17 protein-coding genes and 2 riboswitches are annotated in these 17,781 nt (G+C 51.0%); all 17 genes read right to left on the bottom strand.

Going from position 1 to position 17,781, the window contains the following annotated elements:
* Positions 1–483: 483 nt before the first annotated feature.
* The 17 genes from F3H20_RS14705 to F3H20_RS14625 all read right to left on the bottom strand — a co-directional run bounded on the left by F3H20_RS14705 (position 484) and on the right by F3H20_RS14625 (position 17,733).
* On the bottom strand, positions 484–1,224 hold the full coding sequence (locus F3H20_RS14705; RefSeq protein ID WP_149735666.1) for an ABC transporter permease: 741 nt from the start codon (positions 1,222–1,224) through the stop codon (positions 484–486).
* Positions 1,224–2,063 carry an ABC transporter ATP-binding protein gene (locus tag F3H20_RS14700; protein ID WP_149735665.1) on the bottom strand — a complete coding sequence of 280 codons (840 nt, stop codon included), beginning with the start codon at positions 2,061–2,063 and terminating at the stop codon, positions 1,224–1,226. Before F3H20_RS14700 ends, F3H20_RS14705 begins: the two co-directional genes overlap by 1 nt.
* On the bottom strand, positions 2,060–2,881 hold the full coding sequence (locus F3H20_RS14695) for an ABC transporter ATP-binding protein (protein ID WP_149735664.1): 822 nt from the start codon (positions 2,879–2,881) through the stop codon (positions 2,060–2,062). The genes F3H20_RS14700 and F3H20_RS14695 overlap by 4 nt, the downstream gene beginning before the upstream one ends.
* Positions 2,882–3,910 carry a FecCD family ABC transporter permease gene (locus F3H20_RS14690; protein ID WP_149735663.1) on the bottom strand — a complete coding sequence of 343 codons (1,029 nt, stop codon included), beginning with the start codon at positions 3,908–3,910 and terminating at the stop codon, positions 2,882–2,884.
* Entirely contained in the window at positions 3,900–4,871 is a 972-nt protein-coding gene (locus F3H20_RS14685) for an ABC transporter substrate-binding protein (protein ID WP_223191784.1), read from the bottom strand. Before F3H20_RS14685 ends, F3H20_RS14690 begins: the two co-directional genes overlap by 11 nt.
* Before the next feature lie 30 nt (positions 4,872–4,901).
* Positions 4,902–5,600, bottom strand: coding sequence for a precorrin-2 C(20)-methyltransferase (gene cobI / locus F3H20_RS14680; protein WP_149735662.1), 699 nt, complete (start codon positions 5,598–5,600; stop codon positions 4,902–4,904).
* A gap of 104 nt (positions 5,601–5,704) precedes the next feature.
* Positions 5,705–5,886: riboswitch (cobalamin riboswitch) on the bottom strand.
* Positions 5,887–6,026: 140 nt separating this feature from the next.
* A complete protein-coding gene (cobO, locus tag F3H20_RS14675; RefSeq protein ID WP_149735667.1) occupies positions 6,027–6,557 on the bottom strand; it encodes a cob(I)yrinic acid a,c-diamide adenosyltransferase in 531 nt (176 codons plus the stop codon).
* Between the two features lie 81 nt (positions 6,558–6,638).
* The gene (locus F3H20_RS14670; protein ID WP_188128357.1) at positions 6,639–7,394 is read right to left on the bottom strand and encodes an energy transducer TonB; all 756 of its coding nucleotides are present in this window, start codon (positions 7,392–7,394) and stop codon (positions 6,639–6,641) included.
* A gap of 5 nt (positions 7,395–7,399) precedes the next feature.
* Positions 7,400–7,819 (bottom strand): ExbD/TolR family protein, encoded by a 420-nt coding sequence (locus F3H20_RS14665; protein WP_149735660.1) that lies wholly within the window; start codon positions 7,817–7,819, stop codon positions 7,400–7,402.
* A complete protein-coding gene (locus F3H20_RS14660) occupies positions 7,806–8,432 on the bottom strand; it encodes a MotA/TolQ/ExbB proton channel family protein (protein ID WP_149735659.1) in 627 nt (208 codons plus the stop codon). Before F3H20_RS14660 ends, F3H20_RS14665 begins: the two co-directional genes overlap by 14 nt.
* A gap of 24 nt (positions 8,433–8,456) precedes the next feature.
* On the bottom strand, positions 8,457–9,716 hold the full coding sequence (locus F3H20_RS14655; protein WP_149735658.1) for a nitrogenase component 1: 1,260 nt from the start codon (positions 9,714–9,716) through the stop codon (positions 8,457–8,459).
* Positions 9,717–9,750: 34 nt separating this feature from the next.
* A complete protein-coding gene (locus tag F3H20_RS14650) occupies positions 9,751–11,004 on the bottom strand; it encodes an ABC transporter ATP-binding protein (RefSeq protein ID WP_149735657.1) in 1,254 nt (417 codons plus the stop codon).
* Positions 11,001–12,050: a FecCD family ABC transporter permease gene (locus tag F3H20_RS14645; RefSeq protein WP_149735656.1), complete on the bottom strand. Its 1,050-nt coding sequence runs from the start codon at positions 12,048–12,050 to the stop codon at positions 11,001–11,003. The genes F3H20_RS14650 and F3H20_RS14645 overlap by 4 nt, the downstream gene beginning before the upstream one ends.
* Positions 12,051–12,059: 9 nt before the next feature.
* On the bottom strand, positions 12,060–13,019 hold the full coding sequence (locus F3H20_RS14640) for an ABC transporter substrate-binding protein (RefSeq protein WP_149735655.1): 960 nt from the start codon (positions 13,017–13,019) through the stop codon (positions 12,060–12,062).
* Between the two features lie 84 nt (positions 13,020–13,103).
* Entirely contained in the window at positions 13,104–14,066 is a 963-nt protein-coding gene (locus F3H20_RS14635) for a sugar phosphate isomerase/epimerase family protein (protein ID WP_149735654.1), read from the bottom strand.
* A 72-nt stretch (positions 14,067–14,138) separates the two neighbouring features.
* Complete coding sequence (locus F3H20_RS14630; protein ID WP_223191783.1) at positions 14,139–16,037, bottom strand: TonB-dependent receptor; 1,899 nt, start codon at positions 16,035–16,037, stop codon at positions 14,139–14,141.
* 158 nt (positions 16,038–16,195) lie between these two features.
* A riboswitch (cobalamin riboswitch) is annotated at positions 16,196–16,378 on the bottom strand.
* 233 nt (positions 16,379–16,611) lie between these two features.
* Positions 16,612–17,733 (bottom strand): adenosylcobinamide amidohydrolase, encoded by a 1,122-nt coding sequence (locus F3H20_RS14625; protein WP_149735652.1) that lies wholly within the window; start codon positions 17,731–17,733, stop codon positions 16,612–16,614.
* Positions 17,734–17,781 lie beyond the last annotated feature (48 nt).

Genomic DNA, 17,781 nt, shown 5'->3' with positions numbered 1-17,781 from the left:
AGCGCTTTTTGCGGTGGCTTGTTTGCATTGCGTATTTTTACTCGCACTGTTTTCTCAATTCTTCTCTTGACATTTACTTTGCAGGCTTATAATTTCTTGCCTGTGCCCTAGCATTGTGCATATTGTCTAGTTAATAATAATTTGATAATGATAACCGTTATCAATAATAGCATAACTGGTCGATCTTGTCAATTCCTTTCTGGCAAACAAAGCTGCGCTTCCGGCAAACTGCCAGGCGTACAAAAATCCCGGTAAGGATCTCAAATCACTGAAATGGCAAAGGCCGAAGGTCTGCTTACCGGATGGTAAACAAACCTTCGGCCTTTTATATTAGTAAACAAACATTAGAACGTACCTGCAAATTATCCAAATTAAGGCTACTTTTCTACAAGTCTTCATTACTGCCGGCTTATCTGTGCTCGCCAGGAGCGCCGCTGCGGCCTTGCCTTACGAAAAAATCCCCATAATTTTTATCTGCAAAATCTATTCTCTGAATTTCCTGATCTGCCACACACTAACCCCAAAAAACAACAGAAAATAGAAGATCAATACCAGCAGCGACTCCCAGGCAATAGCATGCCCGCCGGCGATCCCGCGCAAAACCTGGCTGGTGTGAGTCAGCGGCAACAGCTCAATCAGCCAGCGAATCCAGTCAGGGAAATGAGCGGTCGAAAAAAAGGTGGCACAAAGAAACGACATGGGCAACAGCACATAAGTCCCGAAGTTGCTCATATCCTCGTGGGAATTGAGCAACATGGCCGCCACAAAACCGAGCGCGGCAAACAGCGCACAGTTCAATACCAATACTAAAAGGAACCAACCGCTTATAGCAAATTTAGCCCCAAATACATACGACAAAAAAATAATCACCGCCGAGGAAATCAGGCCCCGCAACACCCCGGACAGAATTTTTCCCGTAACAAACGAAGCTGCTCCGATCGGTGCAATCAAATACTCTTCCAGGGTCTTATGGTACAGCCGGCTCATATTGAGCGGCGAACCGACCGCATTGAAACTGATTGTCATAGAGTTTAGGGCAATAATGCCCGGTACGATATAATCAAGATAATTGGTTTGCCCAACCGGAATGTTACGCCCCACTCCCCAGCCAAAGGCAACCAAATACAGCATGGGTGATATCATCCGGGCAAAAATGTAACGGCCCAGACGCCGCCGCAGAACAATCCAGTCACGCCAAAATACCGTCCAAATATCGACAAGCATCAGCCGGTCACCTTCCTTCCGGTCAGCTCAACAAACACATCCTCCAAATTAGAATGCCTGATAGCCGCCGCACAGGACAAGGTCCCGACGAACTGGGCCGCCGCTTCACGACTGGCAAAGAACTGCGTCCGCAGCGCATCGGCTTCCGTCCATTCCACAACAAACTGCCCAACCCGGTGGCACAGTTCCTTGGGGCTATCCAAAGCAATGAGCCTCCCTTTATCGACAATGGCTACCCGGCTGCATAAATGCTCGGCCTCCTCAATATAATGGGTGGTCAGCAGCACGGTAATTCCCTCTTCATTCATCCGCCGGATTAAATCCCATAACCGGCGCCTTACCTGCGGGTCCAGACCTACTGTCGGTTCATCCAAGAACAGTACCTGCGGCCGGTGCAGCAAGGCGCGGGCGATCATCAGGCGTCGCTTCATCCCGCCGGAAAACTTACCGACCGGATCCTTGGCCCGATCGTCCAGCTCCACATATTCCAGCAGGCTTGTAATCCTTTGCCGCCGTTCAGCCTTGTCCATATGGTGCAGTCTGCCGTGCAGTTCAAGATTTTCCTCGGCTGTAAGCTCGTTGTCCAAATTGAAAAACTGCGGCACTACACCGATCAGCGACTTTATTTTTTGTTCGTCCTCCGGCAGGGAAAACCCGGCAATCCGTACGCTTCCGGCGGTAGCTCTGGTCAGCATGGTCAAAATGCGGATGGTCGTCGTTTTTCCCGCACCGTTAGGGCCTAAGAGACCAAAGGTCTCTCCTTTTTGAATGGTAACGGTCAGGCGATCAATGACCGTCCTGTCACCAAATCGTTTGACCAATTCTTTCAGTTCTATCATGTAGTTGTGTCCACCTTACTTTCCCCAGCCTCTTTCTGTTTTGACACGCCCTGCATAACAAACAAAGGGCGCCGTCCGGTATCCCGCAGAACTTCGGCTTCCACCCGAAACACTTCCCGCAGCACGCCGGCTGTGACCGTTGCCGACGCCGGCCCGGCACTCAAAATCTGCCCCTCTTGCAGTACAACGGCAAAGTCGGCGTACCGTACAGCCTGGTTGATATCGTGCAGGACCATAACAACCGTCATAGCACTGTTTTGATTCAGGCCGGACACCAGTTCCAGCACCTCAATCTGGTGGCAAATATCCAGATAAGTGGTCGGCTCATCCAGGAGCAGCACCTCCGGACGCTGGGCCAGGGCCATGGCAATCCAGGCGCGCTGACGCTCACCGCCGGACAAGGTGCTAAGCAGCCGGTCGGCAAACATTATCATCCCTGTTTCCGCCAGCGACTGCTCCACAACCGCCCTGTCCTCAGCCGAGCCGCCCTGCCACCAGCGACGATGCGGAAAGCGGCCATGCTCCACCAGATCACGGACAGTGATATCCGGCGGTGACTGGGGCGACTGCGGCAATATGGCCAGACTGCGGGCCAGCTCGCTATGGGACAGGGCGGCAATATCCCTGCCCTTAAAATATATTGCCCCCTGAGCCAGGGGCAGATTCTTGGAAAATGCCTTGAGCAGCGTGCTTTTACCGGAACCGTTAGGTCCGATGATGGCTGTGACCTTACCGGCCGGCAGCGTGACACTGACCTGTTTCAATATATTTTTCGCACCAAGCCGCACTGTGACGGCATCGGCGGCCAATATGCCCATCTACATTTCCCTCCTTAACAGGTAAAGAAAAAAGGGGGCGCCGGCGAAAGCCATGATAATGCCCACCGGAAGCTCCACCGGTGCCAGCATGATCCGGGCCAGGGTATCGCTCAGCATAACCACCCCCATACCCAGCAAAGCCGATGCGGGCAATAAAAAGCGGTAATCCGAACCGATCAGCAGCCTGGCTGCATGAGGTACGATAAGTCCGACAAAGCCGAGCAAGCCGGCGACACTGACGGCGCTGGCAGCCAGCAGTGCGGCCACCGCTGTCATGACGGTACGGGTCACTTCCACATCCAGTCCGAGGCCACGGGCCGTATCGTCGCCCAACTGCAGCAGATTCAGGCGGGCGGCCCCCAGATAGGCCAACAGGCTGCCCAACACCGTATAAGGCCAGATAACGGCCACATGGGGCCAACTGCGGGCCGATAAGCCTCCCACCATCCACATGAGCGCCCCATGCACCCGGTCACTGTAAAAAATCATCAAGGCGGAAATACCTGACCCTAAAAAGGCAGAAACCGCCACCCCGGCTAAGATCATCCGCACCGGCCGGATACCGCCCTTCCAGGCCAGGCTGTAGATGGCGGCAGCAGCCAGCATAGCCCCGATAAAGGCGCCCGGCGTAATCAGCGCTTCCAGCTCAGGATAGAGAATCATAACGGCCACTCCGGCCAACCCGGCACCGGCGGAAATCCCGATAATATGAGGATCAGCCAGCGGGTTGCGCATAACGGCCTGCAAAATTGCCCCTGCCACCGCCAGATTACAGCCTACCAAGGCTCCCACAATAGTGCGGGGCAGCCTGATGTTCCAAATGACCTGACTGTAAGCATCCGTTCCTTGATTGACAAGCGTGCGCCATACCCCGGCCGGGCTGATATATACGGCTCCCTTGACAATGCTGAGCAAAGCTCCGCCAAGGGCAATAACGACCAACAAGCCAAGCAGAAAAAAACGCTTGGCTTGCCTGGACCTGCTAAATCGTTCGTCTTTACCCAGAGAAATGACTTCCCTACTGTCCATTCTGTACCGCCCCTGGATAAGCAAGTTTTGCCATATACTCAATGGCTTCCGGATATTTAAGACCCGGATGCAGCAGGAACAGTTCCTGGGGTAAATAATACACCTTGTGTTGTTTAACCGCCGTCAGGCCTGCCCAGGCCGGATTGCTCTCCACATCGGCACGCATTCTTTTTTCAATCTCCGCCGTCTGACCCATGGTGGTCACCATGATCATATCAGGATTGGCTTCCACCAGCTTTTCCAGACTAAACGGAGCGGAATCGGGGTCGGCTCCCGCCATCGTTCCGGCTGCAATATTGGTCAATTTAAGTTCCTTAGCCACATTACCGGCAATACTATTTTCCAGTTCCACCGTAACCGATTTGGCAGTAGTATGTAAAATAGCCACTTTGACCGGCTGTTTAGGCAGGCTGCCCAGCAGCTTCTGTACCCGCCCGTCCATTTGGGCGGCAACTTCTTCGCCCTTTTGCGGCGTTCCGGCAATAGCCCCGAATAATTTCAGCTTGTCCAGAATGTCCTGGTAGGTTTTCAACCTTACCATAATATATGGAATATGGTTGCTTTCCAACAGAGGAATGAGTTTTTCATGAATGCCCTGATAGGCAATGACCAGATCGGGCTGCAACGCCGCAACCTGTTCCATGTTGATGTTATAGACATAACCTATTTCGGTTACCTGCTGGGCAGCGGCCGGGATGTCCCCATTCTTGGAACTGGGCCGCCCCACAGCCTTGCCGCCTACGGCATACAATACATCAAGAAAAGAAGGTGACAGCACCACAATTTTTTCCGGTTTATGCTCCAGCACTACGTCCCGGCCACTATCGTCCTTGATGGTCAGAAAAGCTTTACCGCCGGAACTGTCCTGACTAGCCGCCGGCGCTTTGCCACAGCCGGCCAGCAGGACTGCCAACAGGATAAATACCGTAAACATCCGCCAAACAGGCATTTTCGTTTTCAATGTAAACACCTCACTTATTGTTGGGTCCGCTTACCCCCGGCGCGACAGGATGGTGGACAGATAGTTTATCTTTCTGCCTTTCAGACTGTCCAGATCACAAATAACCTCTTCCTCCGGCAAACCACAGCGGCTGATCATCACTGCCTGGCCGGATAAATTATGTTGGTGCAGTTTATCAACTATGTCGTTTACATTCTTATATACTTTCATAAGCACCACATTATCCGTTACGGACAAAGCCTTGTCCACCTTATCCGGCGAAGCCGTTGCCGGAATAATGCTTAAGATATCATTGCCTTCCACCAGCGGATAGCCAAGTTTACTACCGATAGCGCAAAAGGCCGGCACGCCGGGTATAGTCTCAATCGGATAGCCACAATTCTCCAGTAAGCGGAACACATAAATATAAGTACTATAAAACATCGGATCACCCAAGGTAAGAAAAATCACCTTTTTCCCGGCTTTCAACAAATCGACAATCACATTTTTGTTGTACTCCCACGCTTCAGACAGGGTATCACTGTCCGATACCATCGGAAATACCAGTTTTACAATTTGCACATTTTCTTTTACATATGGGGCAGCGATGGAAAGGGCCACACTGTCCTCTTTTTTTTCCGTCTTCGGCGCAATAATAACATCTGCCTCCCGGATGACGGAAACTGCCTTTAAGGTTAGTAATTCAGGATCTCCCGGGCCCACGCCAATACCATAAAATATACCTGCCATGCCTATCTCCTGCTTTCTTTGTTAAAAAATAAAAACCGGCCTAAATCAGCCGGGAACACGCACATCTCGTGTATAATCCCCTTCCCCATCGCTCGTAGGTAAAAACGGTGACTGTCAAACAGGCAGTTCTCCTGGCTCTGGTTCATCACGCCCTCAACCTTCCCAGAACCATAGTTCCAGTGGCATATTTTGAGGTTGCTCCCCATTACAGTGGCGGGACCGCGCCGGAATAAAACCGGACTTCCCTATTAAGCCCTAGTGCTCTGCCAACTTTGGAACTGAAAAATAATGGCGGGACGAAATTTTGGCCGTCAGCAATTTCTGCTTTCAAGGTTGGTAGAGCACTACGGGCACCTGTTTCATCGGTATGTAGTTGCAAACAGCTTTATAGTACCACATTTCTTGGGAATAGGTCAATCGAACCGGCTAAAACTCCACCCCTTTTTGCGCCTTGATACCCGCCTTATAAGGATGCTTTACTTCTTTCATTTCGGTAACCAAATCGGCCGTCTCAATAATTTTCGGCCGGGCATTGCGGCCGGTCAATACTACGTGTACCAGGTCCGGTTTATGAGAAATCAGTTGCAGAGCCGCTTCTTCGCTGATCAGGTCCATACCGATAGCATAGTTAATCTCGTCCAAAACCACCATATCCCATCGACCGGAAGCCAATTCCTCGCCTGCCGCCTGCATCGCTTCAGCCGCCGCCTGTTTATGTTCTTCCATCATGCTTTCCGACGAACCTCGGACAAAGCCCTCGCCCATCTGCCGGATCACCAGATTAGGGCCCAGCTTTTCCGCTGCCTTTAATTCGCCATACTCCCAGCCGCCTTTTATAAATTGCAGGATGAGCACCCGCATTCCCTGTCCCCAGGCCCGCAATGCCATCCCTAAGGCAGCAGTCGTCTTGCCCTTGCCATTCCCTGTATGCACAATAACTAAACCCTTGTTGTTCATATTCATACTGTTACCTCAATCTGTTTTTGACACTTACTTTTTCATTATAGCACAGAATATAATTTAAATTGGCGTGTAACTCTATTTGCGCAAATTAAATACGACATCGCGCGTTGGATAACTCACAAAAGCCTGCCCGGTGCTGCGATACTTTGCCGGAGTAAAGCGCCATTTTTTCACCCCGGCCACTGCCGCCGCATCCAAATCGGTGTAGCCGCTGGAAACCGCCACTTCTACCGTTCCCGGCAAACCGTCGGTTAAAATTTGAATCCGCACCCTCACTGTGCCTTGCCGTCCTTCCTCGCGAGCCGTCATTGGGTAGGACGGCTCGGGTGAAGAAACGATGCTGGGTGGAATAATCCCTCCCGGCACGGCAGAACCGGAGCCCTGACCGGCCCCGTTGCTGCTGCCTGCACCGCTGCCTGACTGGCTGCCCTGGCCGGACTCCGTGCCAGTTCCAATGCCGCCGCCAGTTCCACCGCCACTGCTATTACCGGCGGAATACCCCTGGCTGCCACTTACTCCGCTCATCAGATGAACTTTTCTCGTCACTTTTTGCGGTAATGGGTTAGATAAATTGGCTTGGTAAGCTTCATTATCACGGCTTTCATCCGGCGAAAACTCATCGTTGTTATCGGTCATTTGATCCAGCGACCCCAGCGCCATGCCTCCTCCGCCACCGCCCCCATCCTCAGCCAGTTCTAATTCCAGATAAGGCTCCGGTTCAACTTCCTTTACCTGAGTCAGGGGAAACAGCCAGCTAAACACGGCAATCACCAGGCCATGGAACAGCAAAGACACAAGCGCAGCCTTCCGTCCCCGGGTTAATGTATACACTGACCTCATCCCCCTGCTCCGGCTTTTTCCACAGCCACCACCACACGCTGTGCCCCGCCACTTTTCAGCGTATCCAAAACAGCGATCACTTGACCATAGGGTAGATTTCGGTCGGCCTGCAATAGAATAACCATATTTCCCTGCCGGCGGACGATTTCCTGTTTTATCCGCTGCTGCAGCAATTCCAGCGGGATCGCTTCTTCACCGAACTGAATCTGTCCATTTTCAGTTACGGTTACAATCACCTTCTCGCCGGTATCAGCCGTTGCCGTTGCCGCCTGCGGCAAAGCGACAGGCAGGCTGCGCTGCTCAACCATATATAAGGTGCTCATCATAAAAAATACTAAAAGAAAAAAGATAATATCAATCATGGGAATAATCATCAACTTAGGCTGGCTTTCACTGCGAAGATTACGAAGCTTCATAATCCCGGTTCCTTTCCAGCACCAGCAGGCAAATCTCTTCCATGGCCGTCACAATTCCGTCCAGACGATGGTTAAAATAACTGTATGCCAGCATCGCCACGGTAGCTACGCAAAGCCCGGTGGCCGTGGCAACCAGTGCCTCGCCCACACCACCGGTAATGGCCAGCGGCTGGCCGTTTTTAATATTAAGAACACTGAACGAACCGATCATGCCGATTACCGTTCCCAGCAAGCCCAATAGCGGGGCAATCGTTACAATGGTATCCAAAAGGCGCAAATGCTTGCGCAGTTGATTGGCCAGCAGGGATGCTTCTCCCTCCAGGACACTTTCCAGATGCCGGCTCTTGCCTTGCTCGCACTGTAATCCTTTTTCGGCCAACCGCGCTACAAAGCCGCCATTTTCCCGGCACAAACGAAGAGCATCACTTACCTCACCTGTTTGCAGCACTCTTTGAAAGTCCCGGGTAAACCGTTCCGGCTTATCCGCTACCGCCCGGTAGAATAAAAACCGCTCCACAGCAATTCCGATAACAGTCAAAGAGCACAATAACAGCAAATACATAACCGGTCCGCCTTTCTGAAACAGCAGCAGACTCTCTCTGATAGATTCCATGACACTCTCTCCCTTCTCCATTTATTACATAACATATTGTTTTTTCTTACCGGCCGAGGAATGGCCGCCGCTGTCCATATATTGCTGCCAAAGATTCTTTACCCAATAAGCGGCTCCCCTTAATCCCATAAAGGGCTGCCGGGGCGCTTCTTCCTCATCAAATACCGGCCGGGCAATCGTTTGACAGCAGGCCAGGCTGACGCCGCGCTGCTGTGCCAAGGCTTCTTCATAGCTACTGGCCAGCAAAAAACCGTTTTCCAGTTTATTCAGACGACCGGCTAACCAGGCTCCAGAAAAAGCCAGTGAAGGCTCCTCGGCGGTTTTCCAGACATTGGCCCTTCCTGTTTGCTGCAGCACCATTAACGAACCAACCTTACCCCATTCGGTTCGCAAGGCACTGGCTACCGCTTCGCCGACCAAGCCGGGAGCACTGATCAGACCGCTCGGAAAATACAGGCTGCCCCAGTTCTTTTCCCAGCGCTTCACCTGTTGGCGCATTGTTCGCCAGACCGCATTGGCTTCCTTCCCGACTGCCTGATGACTTCGCTCACCCATCCACATAACCTGGCCAATAGCCCGAAGCCACCCCAGCGACCCTTCGACACCGTAAGGCAAAAGCGGCAGCGACAAGTAAGGAATGCCATACTCTGTTTGCAATTGTTTGGCCAAAGCCAAGCCTAATTCGGGATGTACCACCAGATTCATTTCGGCCTGCGTCATAACGGAAATTTCCTGCCAGGTACTGCCGGCGCCAGGGCAAGCCAGTATTTGATAGCCGGCCAGCTCCAGTATACGTTTTAACTCGTTTACATCATTTTTTCCGTTGTAGTACCCGTCGGACACGCCTAGCAGATTTAGCGAACAGGGAATGACCATGCTGCGCGACCGCAGTTCAACGGCAGAAAAATAAGCCGCTGCCGCCGCGCAATATCCTTCGGCAAAATCACCGTCCCGCCAGTTTTCTTGCAAAGTGAGCCCCGGACAGTTTGTTCCGGTCCCGCTAAGATAGTCCGCTAACGTTTCTCCCTGTTTATCAGTTAAAAAGGCGGCGAATTGGCTGCTATCTTTTATTTCCTGCAAAACAGCGAAACTTTTTTCAGCCCGTCCGGCTTGAGCTTCTTCCACCTCTTGATACCATCCAGGTGCAGAGTGAATAAAGCAGAAACCTCTATCTATTTGATCAACACTAACCAGCACAGCCGTATCGGTAAACCCGGTAAAAAATGAAACGGCACCGGCCAGCTTTTCCGGCAACTGCCTGGGAACGATCTGATTTTCCTTCATAAATAAGTCCCTGCTTTCTTTATAGTACAAGATACTATAAACTTCTTTTTTCAACAGCCCGCAGCAATTCGTCCAGCTTCATAACCGTAGTCTCCGGTCTGGCAGTTAACTGACGGTATAATAGGGCTGCTTCCCCGGCTGTGCCGTCACGGTTGTCAACCGGGCTGTCTTCCACAATAATCAGCCGGCCAGCTGTAAAGGCAGCCTTTAGATTATCCAGGTTTTCCTGACTAAAATAAAGATTCCCCAGGATGGTATAGTGGGCCTGTGCTATTTTCTGCCGGTTCCGCTCTCCCATTTCCCGCCCGATAGGACCAAAAGCCTGACTTACCAGATTATCGGCACCAAAGGCCCTAGCCACAGCAGTGTCCATATCTCCCTGGCGCAGCACGCCGCAGCTTACCGGATAGGCGTTTTCCCTTAGCGTCCGTATAACGGCGCCAACCGTACCGCCACCGCCAATTACGTGTACCATCTTACCAGGTTGTCCGGCACTTCGTCTGTCATAGGTATGAATATCCAATTGGCCGCTGGTATAGTTCTCATATACGCTTGAGTGCAGTCCAAAAGCCTGATATAAATGCTCCGGTGTTACCACTTTGGAAGGAGGTCCGTCGGCCAGTATCCCGCCTGCCGACAGCAGAATCAGCCGGGAACAGAATTTAGCCGCCAGCCGGATGTCATGAACGACGATAAGTACTGTCTTGCCCTCCTGGCAAATTTGCTGGCAATAACGGAATATTTCCTCCTGATAAGAAAGATCGAGACTGGCGGTCGGTTCGTCAAGAAACAGCAGCGGCGTTTCCTGAGCCAGTGCTTTCGCCAGCATAACCCGCTGCCGTTCTCCCCCTGACAACTCCTGTAACGGTCGCTGAACAAGGTCGGCCACGCCGGTAAAGGACATATATTGCCGGGCAATCGCGTAGTCGTCCGGGCTTTCATTCTGCCACCAGCGCAGATAAGGATAGCGGCCGGTCAACACGGCATCCAGAGCCGTTATCCCGAAGGAAACCTGTACTTCCTGCTGCATATAAGCCACCTGGCGGGCTCTTTCCCGCTCGCTCATCGACAGCAGCAGCCTGCCAAATAAGAATACCTCACCCTTACTGTAGGGCAGCAGACCACACAGACTCTTTAGCAGCGTACTTTTGCCCGACCCGTTGGGACCAAGGATGCCAATAAGCTCGCCAGGGCCTGCCTTAAGCGCTACGTCGTTGATTACCGTCTTTGGGCCGTATCCCACCCGGATACGGCGGGCATCAATGATTGTAGCCGTCTCGCGCATCATGACAGCCCTCCTTTTTGTTGCGCCTTATATAGCAAATACAAAAAATAAGGCGCACCGACCAAAGCAGTCATAATCCCTACCCGAATTTCCAAGGATGACACAATAACCCTGCCCAAGGTGTCACAAAACACAAGAAATAAGCCTCCGGCCAGTGCGCAGGCCGGCAAAAGCACACGGTGCTCCGGTCCCGCCAGCAGCCGCATCACATGGGGTACCAAAAGACCGACAAACCCAATCGTGCCGGTTACACATACAGCGGCGGCCGTAGTCACCGAGGACAGCAGTAAGAAAGTCAGGCGCAGCCTGGCCACAGGCATTCCCACCGCCCGGGCTTCCTGTTCCCCTAAAATCAGAACGTTTAACTGTCGCGCCATACAACATAAGATGATAATACCCAGCAACACCGGCCCGGCAGCCATATAAACATGCTCCCAGCGACGGTAATCCAGCCCTCCAACCAGCCAGAACAAAAACTCTCTGACCCGCTGTTCATTGAGTACCGTCAATATCGCCGACGTCACGGCTCCCAGCAGCATACTGACAGCCACCCCGCCCAGGAGCAGCATGGACGGTGACAGCTTTCCCTGCCGCAGCGCCAACAGCACAATAAGCCCGACAGCCAGGACAGCGCCCAGTAAAGCACATACAGGCATATAAAAGATGCTTACTGAAGTTAAATCCAGCGCAATGGCACTCACCGCCCCCAAAGCAGCCCCGCTGGAAACACCGATAATCCCCGGATCGGCGAGGGGGTTATTAAAAACGCCCTGTAAAACAGCACCGGACACCGCCAAAGCGGCACCAGCCAAGATTCCCACCAGGGCCCGCGGCAGCCGGATATGCCAAATAACGGCTGTCTGCTCCGCCGTAGGCACGGCAGCCTGCCCGACAGGAAGCGCCAGTTGCTGCCCGGCAATCGTCAGTACGTTATCAACCGGCACCGTCACCTGTCCGGTCATCAATGACCAGCCTACCGTGCCCAGCAAGGCGACAGACAGCACGGCAAAAAGTAGGAACCTGCCTCTTAATTTATGCAATATGTTCATTAATCAGCCTCACTTGGTCTTCATATAATCCGGATAAGCCGCTTTGGCCACTCCCTCAACGCCAAATACAATATACTGGGAGGTACAACTGAGATACCGTTCGGGAACGGCTTCCAGCCTGTCTGTTTGTACGGCAGGAACACTCTGCAGTCCCGGATCGCTCAGAATATCAGACCGCGAAGTCTCCTGATTTGTTTTTCCATGATTGTCCCAGGTAGGCAGCAGCAGCACATCAGGCCGGGAAGCAACCAGTTGCTCCTTGGTCATCATATCATAAGGTCCAAGCCCGGCTTTTACTGCAGCACTGACCGTTCTGGCCTGTTCACAGATATCGGCAAAGGTACTATCCTTACCGCCGGTTGCCCCGGCCGCCGTCAGCTTGGCAACCACTTTTTCCTGCCCGGCTTGCACTGGGTTCAGTTTTCGCCGGACCTCGGCCAGCTTCTCCTCCATCATCCTGATCAGTTGTCTGCCCTGCTCTGCTTCCCCCACTACCTGAGCGATGACAGTAATGGTGTCTTCCACTTCCTTAATCGTGTGAGGTGTTTTATAGACGTATACCTGTATACCCGCATCACGCAGCGTCTGGGGCAAATCGGCCGGCAGCCAATCTGCCACCAAAACCAAATCCGGGTTCAGCGCAATCACCGTTTCCGCATCGGCCTTTATTTTATGCGGAACTTCTGCTGCCTGCTCCACAATATTCGAGATACTCGCATCCTCCGCTAAATGGGTCAGTGCGGCAATCCTGGCCGCCGGTACCAGTCCGGTGATGATTTCGTCAGTTCCCAGCGTCAGAGAGACAATACGCTGCGGTTTATGAGTTAACTGCAGAGAGTGCCCCTGACTGTCCGTCACCGTATAACCTTCTGCCACCGGCTGCTGTTGCCCGGCACCATAGCCGCAGCCACTTAGCAACGCCACCGCCAGCCCCCATATCAATAAGACGCTCAGCCATTTTTGTTTCAAAAAGGTTACCTCCTTACGCTAAGGCTTATCTTCAAACTATCCGGAACGCTCCCTACGGCGCTTTTTGTACCATGGATCATTCCGTTAGCTTGAAGACACGCCTAAGGCCTGCTGCTGTCGGTTTATTTTTTCATGCCAGTCTTGCAGCGAAGTCTGGATAAATTCATGTACCACATACTCCGGCTGTATATATTGAATGAGCTGCCGAACTGCCGGGCTGGTAAAAGGCAGGTGTTCATCAATTCGTAAAACATGGCTCATAGTTTCCGCCATGGTATATTCTTTCTTTAGCTTTTGCCTGCTTTGTCTTACATATTCTCCTGACAGGGAGCGGTGCAGATGAATGCCTTTGATGCGTTCCTTATATTTCCCCAGCGCCTTTACTGTGTCGATAATATAGGCCACGCCTTCTTCTTCCGTGGTCAATGACGGATTGGTATTCATCAAATGCCCGGTATCCAGCATAATGCCCACTCTGGGATGGGCAACTCCTTCCAACAGCAGGGCTGTCAACTCCCTGTTGGTGAGAGTCATTCCCGGCCACCAAAGATTTTCCAGGAGCAGCGTCATATGCTCCGGTATTTCTTGGACCAGATTATTCAATACTTCCCGGGCAGCCTCCACCACTTCGCGATCACTATACCGGAAGTTCCAGTCAAATATTTCGTTTGTTGCGGTATGACTGACATGAAACACCGCATAACGGGCACCAGTCTGTCCGGCAGCTCGGATATTCTCCCGGTACAATTGAAGCCAGTCTTCCCGGTTTAAACCACCATAGCAGCTTTTGATTTCCGCCTCATTTTTAAAGTTTTCCGCCAGAGCTTTCGTATCGCCCCGCCAAAAATCCAGCCAATAGGGCCAAAAACGCAAATGTACGCCATAAACCCATTCGGGCCGGTGAATACGGCTATCCCAGGTATCGCAGAGCATAAGCTCCAAACCGTCGAGCTGGTTCTGTTCCAGAAACAATCGCAGGCAGGTGGCACTATGGCTGATTAAATCTAAGTCGGTTTGGTAGTTGGATAAGTTTACAAGTTGCAGCATGACTTCCTCACAAAAATTAAATTACGAGAGAAGATCCCCGTCATCAGGCATCTTCTCTCTTCCCTCTGTTGATTAGAATTGATATTGAACTCCGAGTTGGTAGTTGCGGCCAGGGCTGGTATACCACTCACCTGGATTACCACCCCATCCCGGCCGATTGCTGGCATTAGACTGTTCTGCGTAAAACTTATTAAACAGGTTGTTAACTCTTAGGAAAGTCTTTGCATCTTTACTAAGCTTGTAATTCAATGCAAAATCCCATACCCAATAAGTACTCTCCGGGAAATAGTTGCTATAGGCCGTACCATTTTGCGGACCGGTTTTATCACTTACACCACGCCCCTGTAAATGTATATCATATCGCTCCTGCCGATAATCCGCTCCGACATTCCAGTACCCTTTGGGAACATATCCATCTACGTTTTCCGCCTGTTGTATAGTAGCATCAATAGTGGTATGGGTATAACCAACATATGTACTCAATTGTTTTGTCACCTGTTTGTTTAGCTGAATATCCCACCCATGGACCTTTTCATCCGAATTAACGTATTTCCACAAGTTATAATCATAAAATACGGCATTACTGGAACTTCTCTTGAACATATGAAATGTGGTGCTCAGCGTATCACTTAGCCTGTGATTTACACCAAATTCCAGATTATCCCCTTTTTCTGCTTTTAGGTTATTGTTACCGTAAGTATTATTAAATACTTGATCAGGAGTCGGAACGATAAAATACTTGTTGTAAGAAACATAGTAGCTCGTGTCTTCATTAGCTTTATATCCTAAATTCACATGTGGCGAGGTATTAGACCCATATTGGGCGCTGTCATCGTAACGGACACCGGACGTCAGTTTCCACTGCCGGTCCAAATTCCATTCGTCCTGAACATAGTAGGCAGAATTGCTGAGCTTCTTATTCCCCTTGGAAACTACCTTGTCCCGGGAATACTCAAAACCACCGGTAACCGTATGGTTGTCGGCAAGGGTTTGAGTAAACTCGTCCTGCAGCCGCATAGTTTTTACTTTTTCCATAGACGTACCTGCATTATTACTCCATTGGAACGTATTATCATATACACCGTTATAAAAAGTCAGCCGGTTTTTCAGCTTGTCCGTTAATTGATTATTATAAATCAGTTTCCAATTGTAATTATCCATATTCCCCGGATTACGCTGGTTTAGATAATAATTCGTTCCCGAGTACATATAGTCCGACTGATACTTCTGATAGTCAAAGGTTATATCCGACTTTTCATTAATCGCCTTAGTCAGTTTAAACGTTGTGGTCTCTGCATTACGGTGTTCCGGAACTGTAGTGCCGTTAGCATCCTTATAATCACCCATGATATCTTTCTGGCTGGTAACAACCCAACTGTAATCGCCTGCTTTGCCCTGATTCATAAAAGCATAATTTTCTTTATCATAGCTGCCGCCGGTATAGGTCAGCGTGCTCTTATTTCCCTCCGCTTTTCGCGTAATAATCTGAATAACCCCGCCTTTGGCATTTGCCCCATATAGAGAGGCGGCAGCTCCTTTTAACACTTCAATTTTTTCCACATTATCCAGATCGCTGTAAGCGGCAGCGGCAAAATTGACCCCCGCCGCATCCACTCTGACACCGTCAACCAATACAACGATTTTATCGGAACCGTTGATTCGCAGCATATTCGACGCTTCATGACCAATACCGGTACCATAATTGTTGATAGTTACGCCAGGTACGTTCCGTAAGGCTTCCGATAAATCGGCATAATGCTGTTCCTCGATATCCTTGCGGGTAATTACGGTCATGTTAGCGTTGGATTCCGAAAGCTTTACCGGTGTCTTGGTAGCCGTTACCACGATGGGATCAAAATCAAACAGATTATCCTCGCCTTCCGCCCAGGACAATCCCGGGATTTGGCAGAGAACGGCGCTGCTGAGCAAGGCACAGAGCACGGCCTTACTGTGTTTTCCTTTTCTTTTCAATGTTTTCCCCCCAATAAAATAAGTCCTCCCCACGGGCGGGGTAGGACTTAGAAAATAGGGCCGCTCAATCAAAAATCCCGGCACATATAATAGCCGGGATAATAGATGAAAACGAAGGACCTGCATCTAAAATCCCCTTCCCATCGCTCGTGGGTCAAACGGTGATTGTCAAACAGGCAGTTCTCCTGGCTCTGGATCATCGCTCAGCCAAGCCTTCCCAGGATTTTCGTCCCAGTGGCATTTTTTTGGCTTTGCTCCTCATTACAGTGGCGGGACCGCGCCGGCATTACACCGGACTTCCCTATTAAGCCCTAGCGGGCACCTGTCTCTTACCTATGTAATTTGTACTATTTGTAACTTTCGTGTTAAAAATAGCACATTATAGTAACGATGTCAAATATTCCAGGCATGAAATACTGTATACTATTATGGTATCACAGTAAAATACATACATTTAATAGGCCCTATGCATTTCTCATACACCTAAATAGTGTTTTCCCCACACGTCGGCCGGACTTATTAGCTTAATGCAAGCCCCTATTCTCCTGACCGTTAAGCGTAACTGCAACAATAATTAATCATTAAACAAGCTGACTGGTGCCGGTTGGCTGTCACAAGACTCTGTTTTATTCACCGCAGCTACCACCAGGCTAGACCAGGCTGTCAAATAATCTTCCAAATTCTCTCCGCCAATCTGCGGTGGATACACGCCAATACGGGAACTTACCTGTTCGATTAGCTCCTGCCCGGTCCGCCGAACTTCTTCCGGGTTTAACAGCCCCCAAAGCCATTGGTCCAGTAAATGGACATAGAGTGAAGTGTAGATTACCAGCCGGGAATTAGTATCCAGACATCGCAAGCGCTGCAAAAACCACACTTGATCGGCATCACCGGTTTCTTGCCGATAAAGGGTCCACAAGGTTTCCTCCCCCACACCAAAACGCTTGAGCCGCCGCAGCGAACTATATTGCAGTTTGGGCGACAGTCCGGTCTGCCGCTGCAGCGCTTCCTTTACGGCCTGCTTAACCACACAGCCGATCAGTTCACCCAGCTTGGCATGCTTTCCCGCGCTTTCCAGATACAGGGCTGAGTGAGGATTGGCAATAAGCATGGTCTGATCGGTGCCCGAACCGGTTGCCAGACCGGTGGAATAATTGCTGCCGGCCATCAGCTCCTGCAGGGCGGCGGTTTTAGCTTCCGTACAGGTTACCAGCGCCCGCACCAGCGAGGCCGGCGGCATATCCGCATCAATTACTAAAAAAATATTGATCGTACCCGGCTTATACAGGGTATTTCGTTCCGCCGGTTCAAAATACGTGGCCGGGTCGCCAACCCTTCCCCCGTTCTCCTCAATTCCACCGGTGACCAGCGCCGTAACCTGCAAGCTCTGGTAACAGGCCGTATGGATGGCCACATTGTCCATCGCCGCTGCCGTGGCCATACCGGAAACGGTATCCGGCGTCAACCCAAACTTGACAGCGGCCTGACGCATATATTCCTCATAATTGGCCGCCTGCCAGGTACACTTTCCGTTAGGTACAGTACAATCGTAGTTAAATACGGCCGTCAAATCGTTCCGATACCCGCCATTATATATAGAAGTGCTAAGAACTTTACGGGGCCACTTAAACCGTATGATAATACTTTTCTCCGGCCGGTAAACCGGATCTCCGTTCGATAGCTCATATATCTTCATGACTTCCTCCGTAGCTTAGCGGCACTGATAACCGTAGCCTGGTCTATC

This window comes from Propionispora hippei DSM 15287 (assembly GCF_900141835.1).
In the GTDB taxonomy this organism is placed as follows: Bacteria; Bacillota; Negativicutes; order Propionisporales; family Propionisporaceae; genus Propionispora; species Propionispora hippei.
This window is presented reverse-complemented; position numbering and strand designations above follow the sequence as displayed.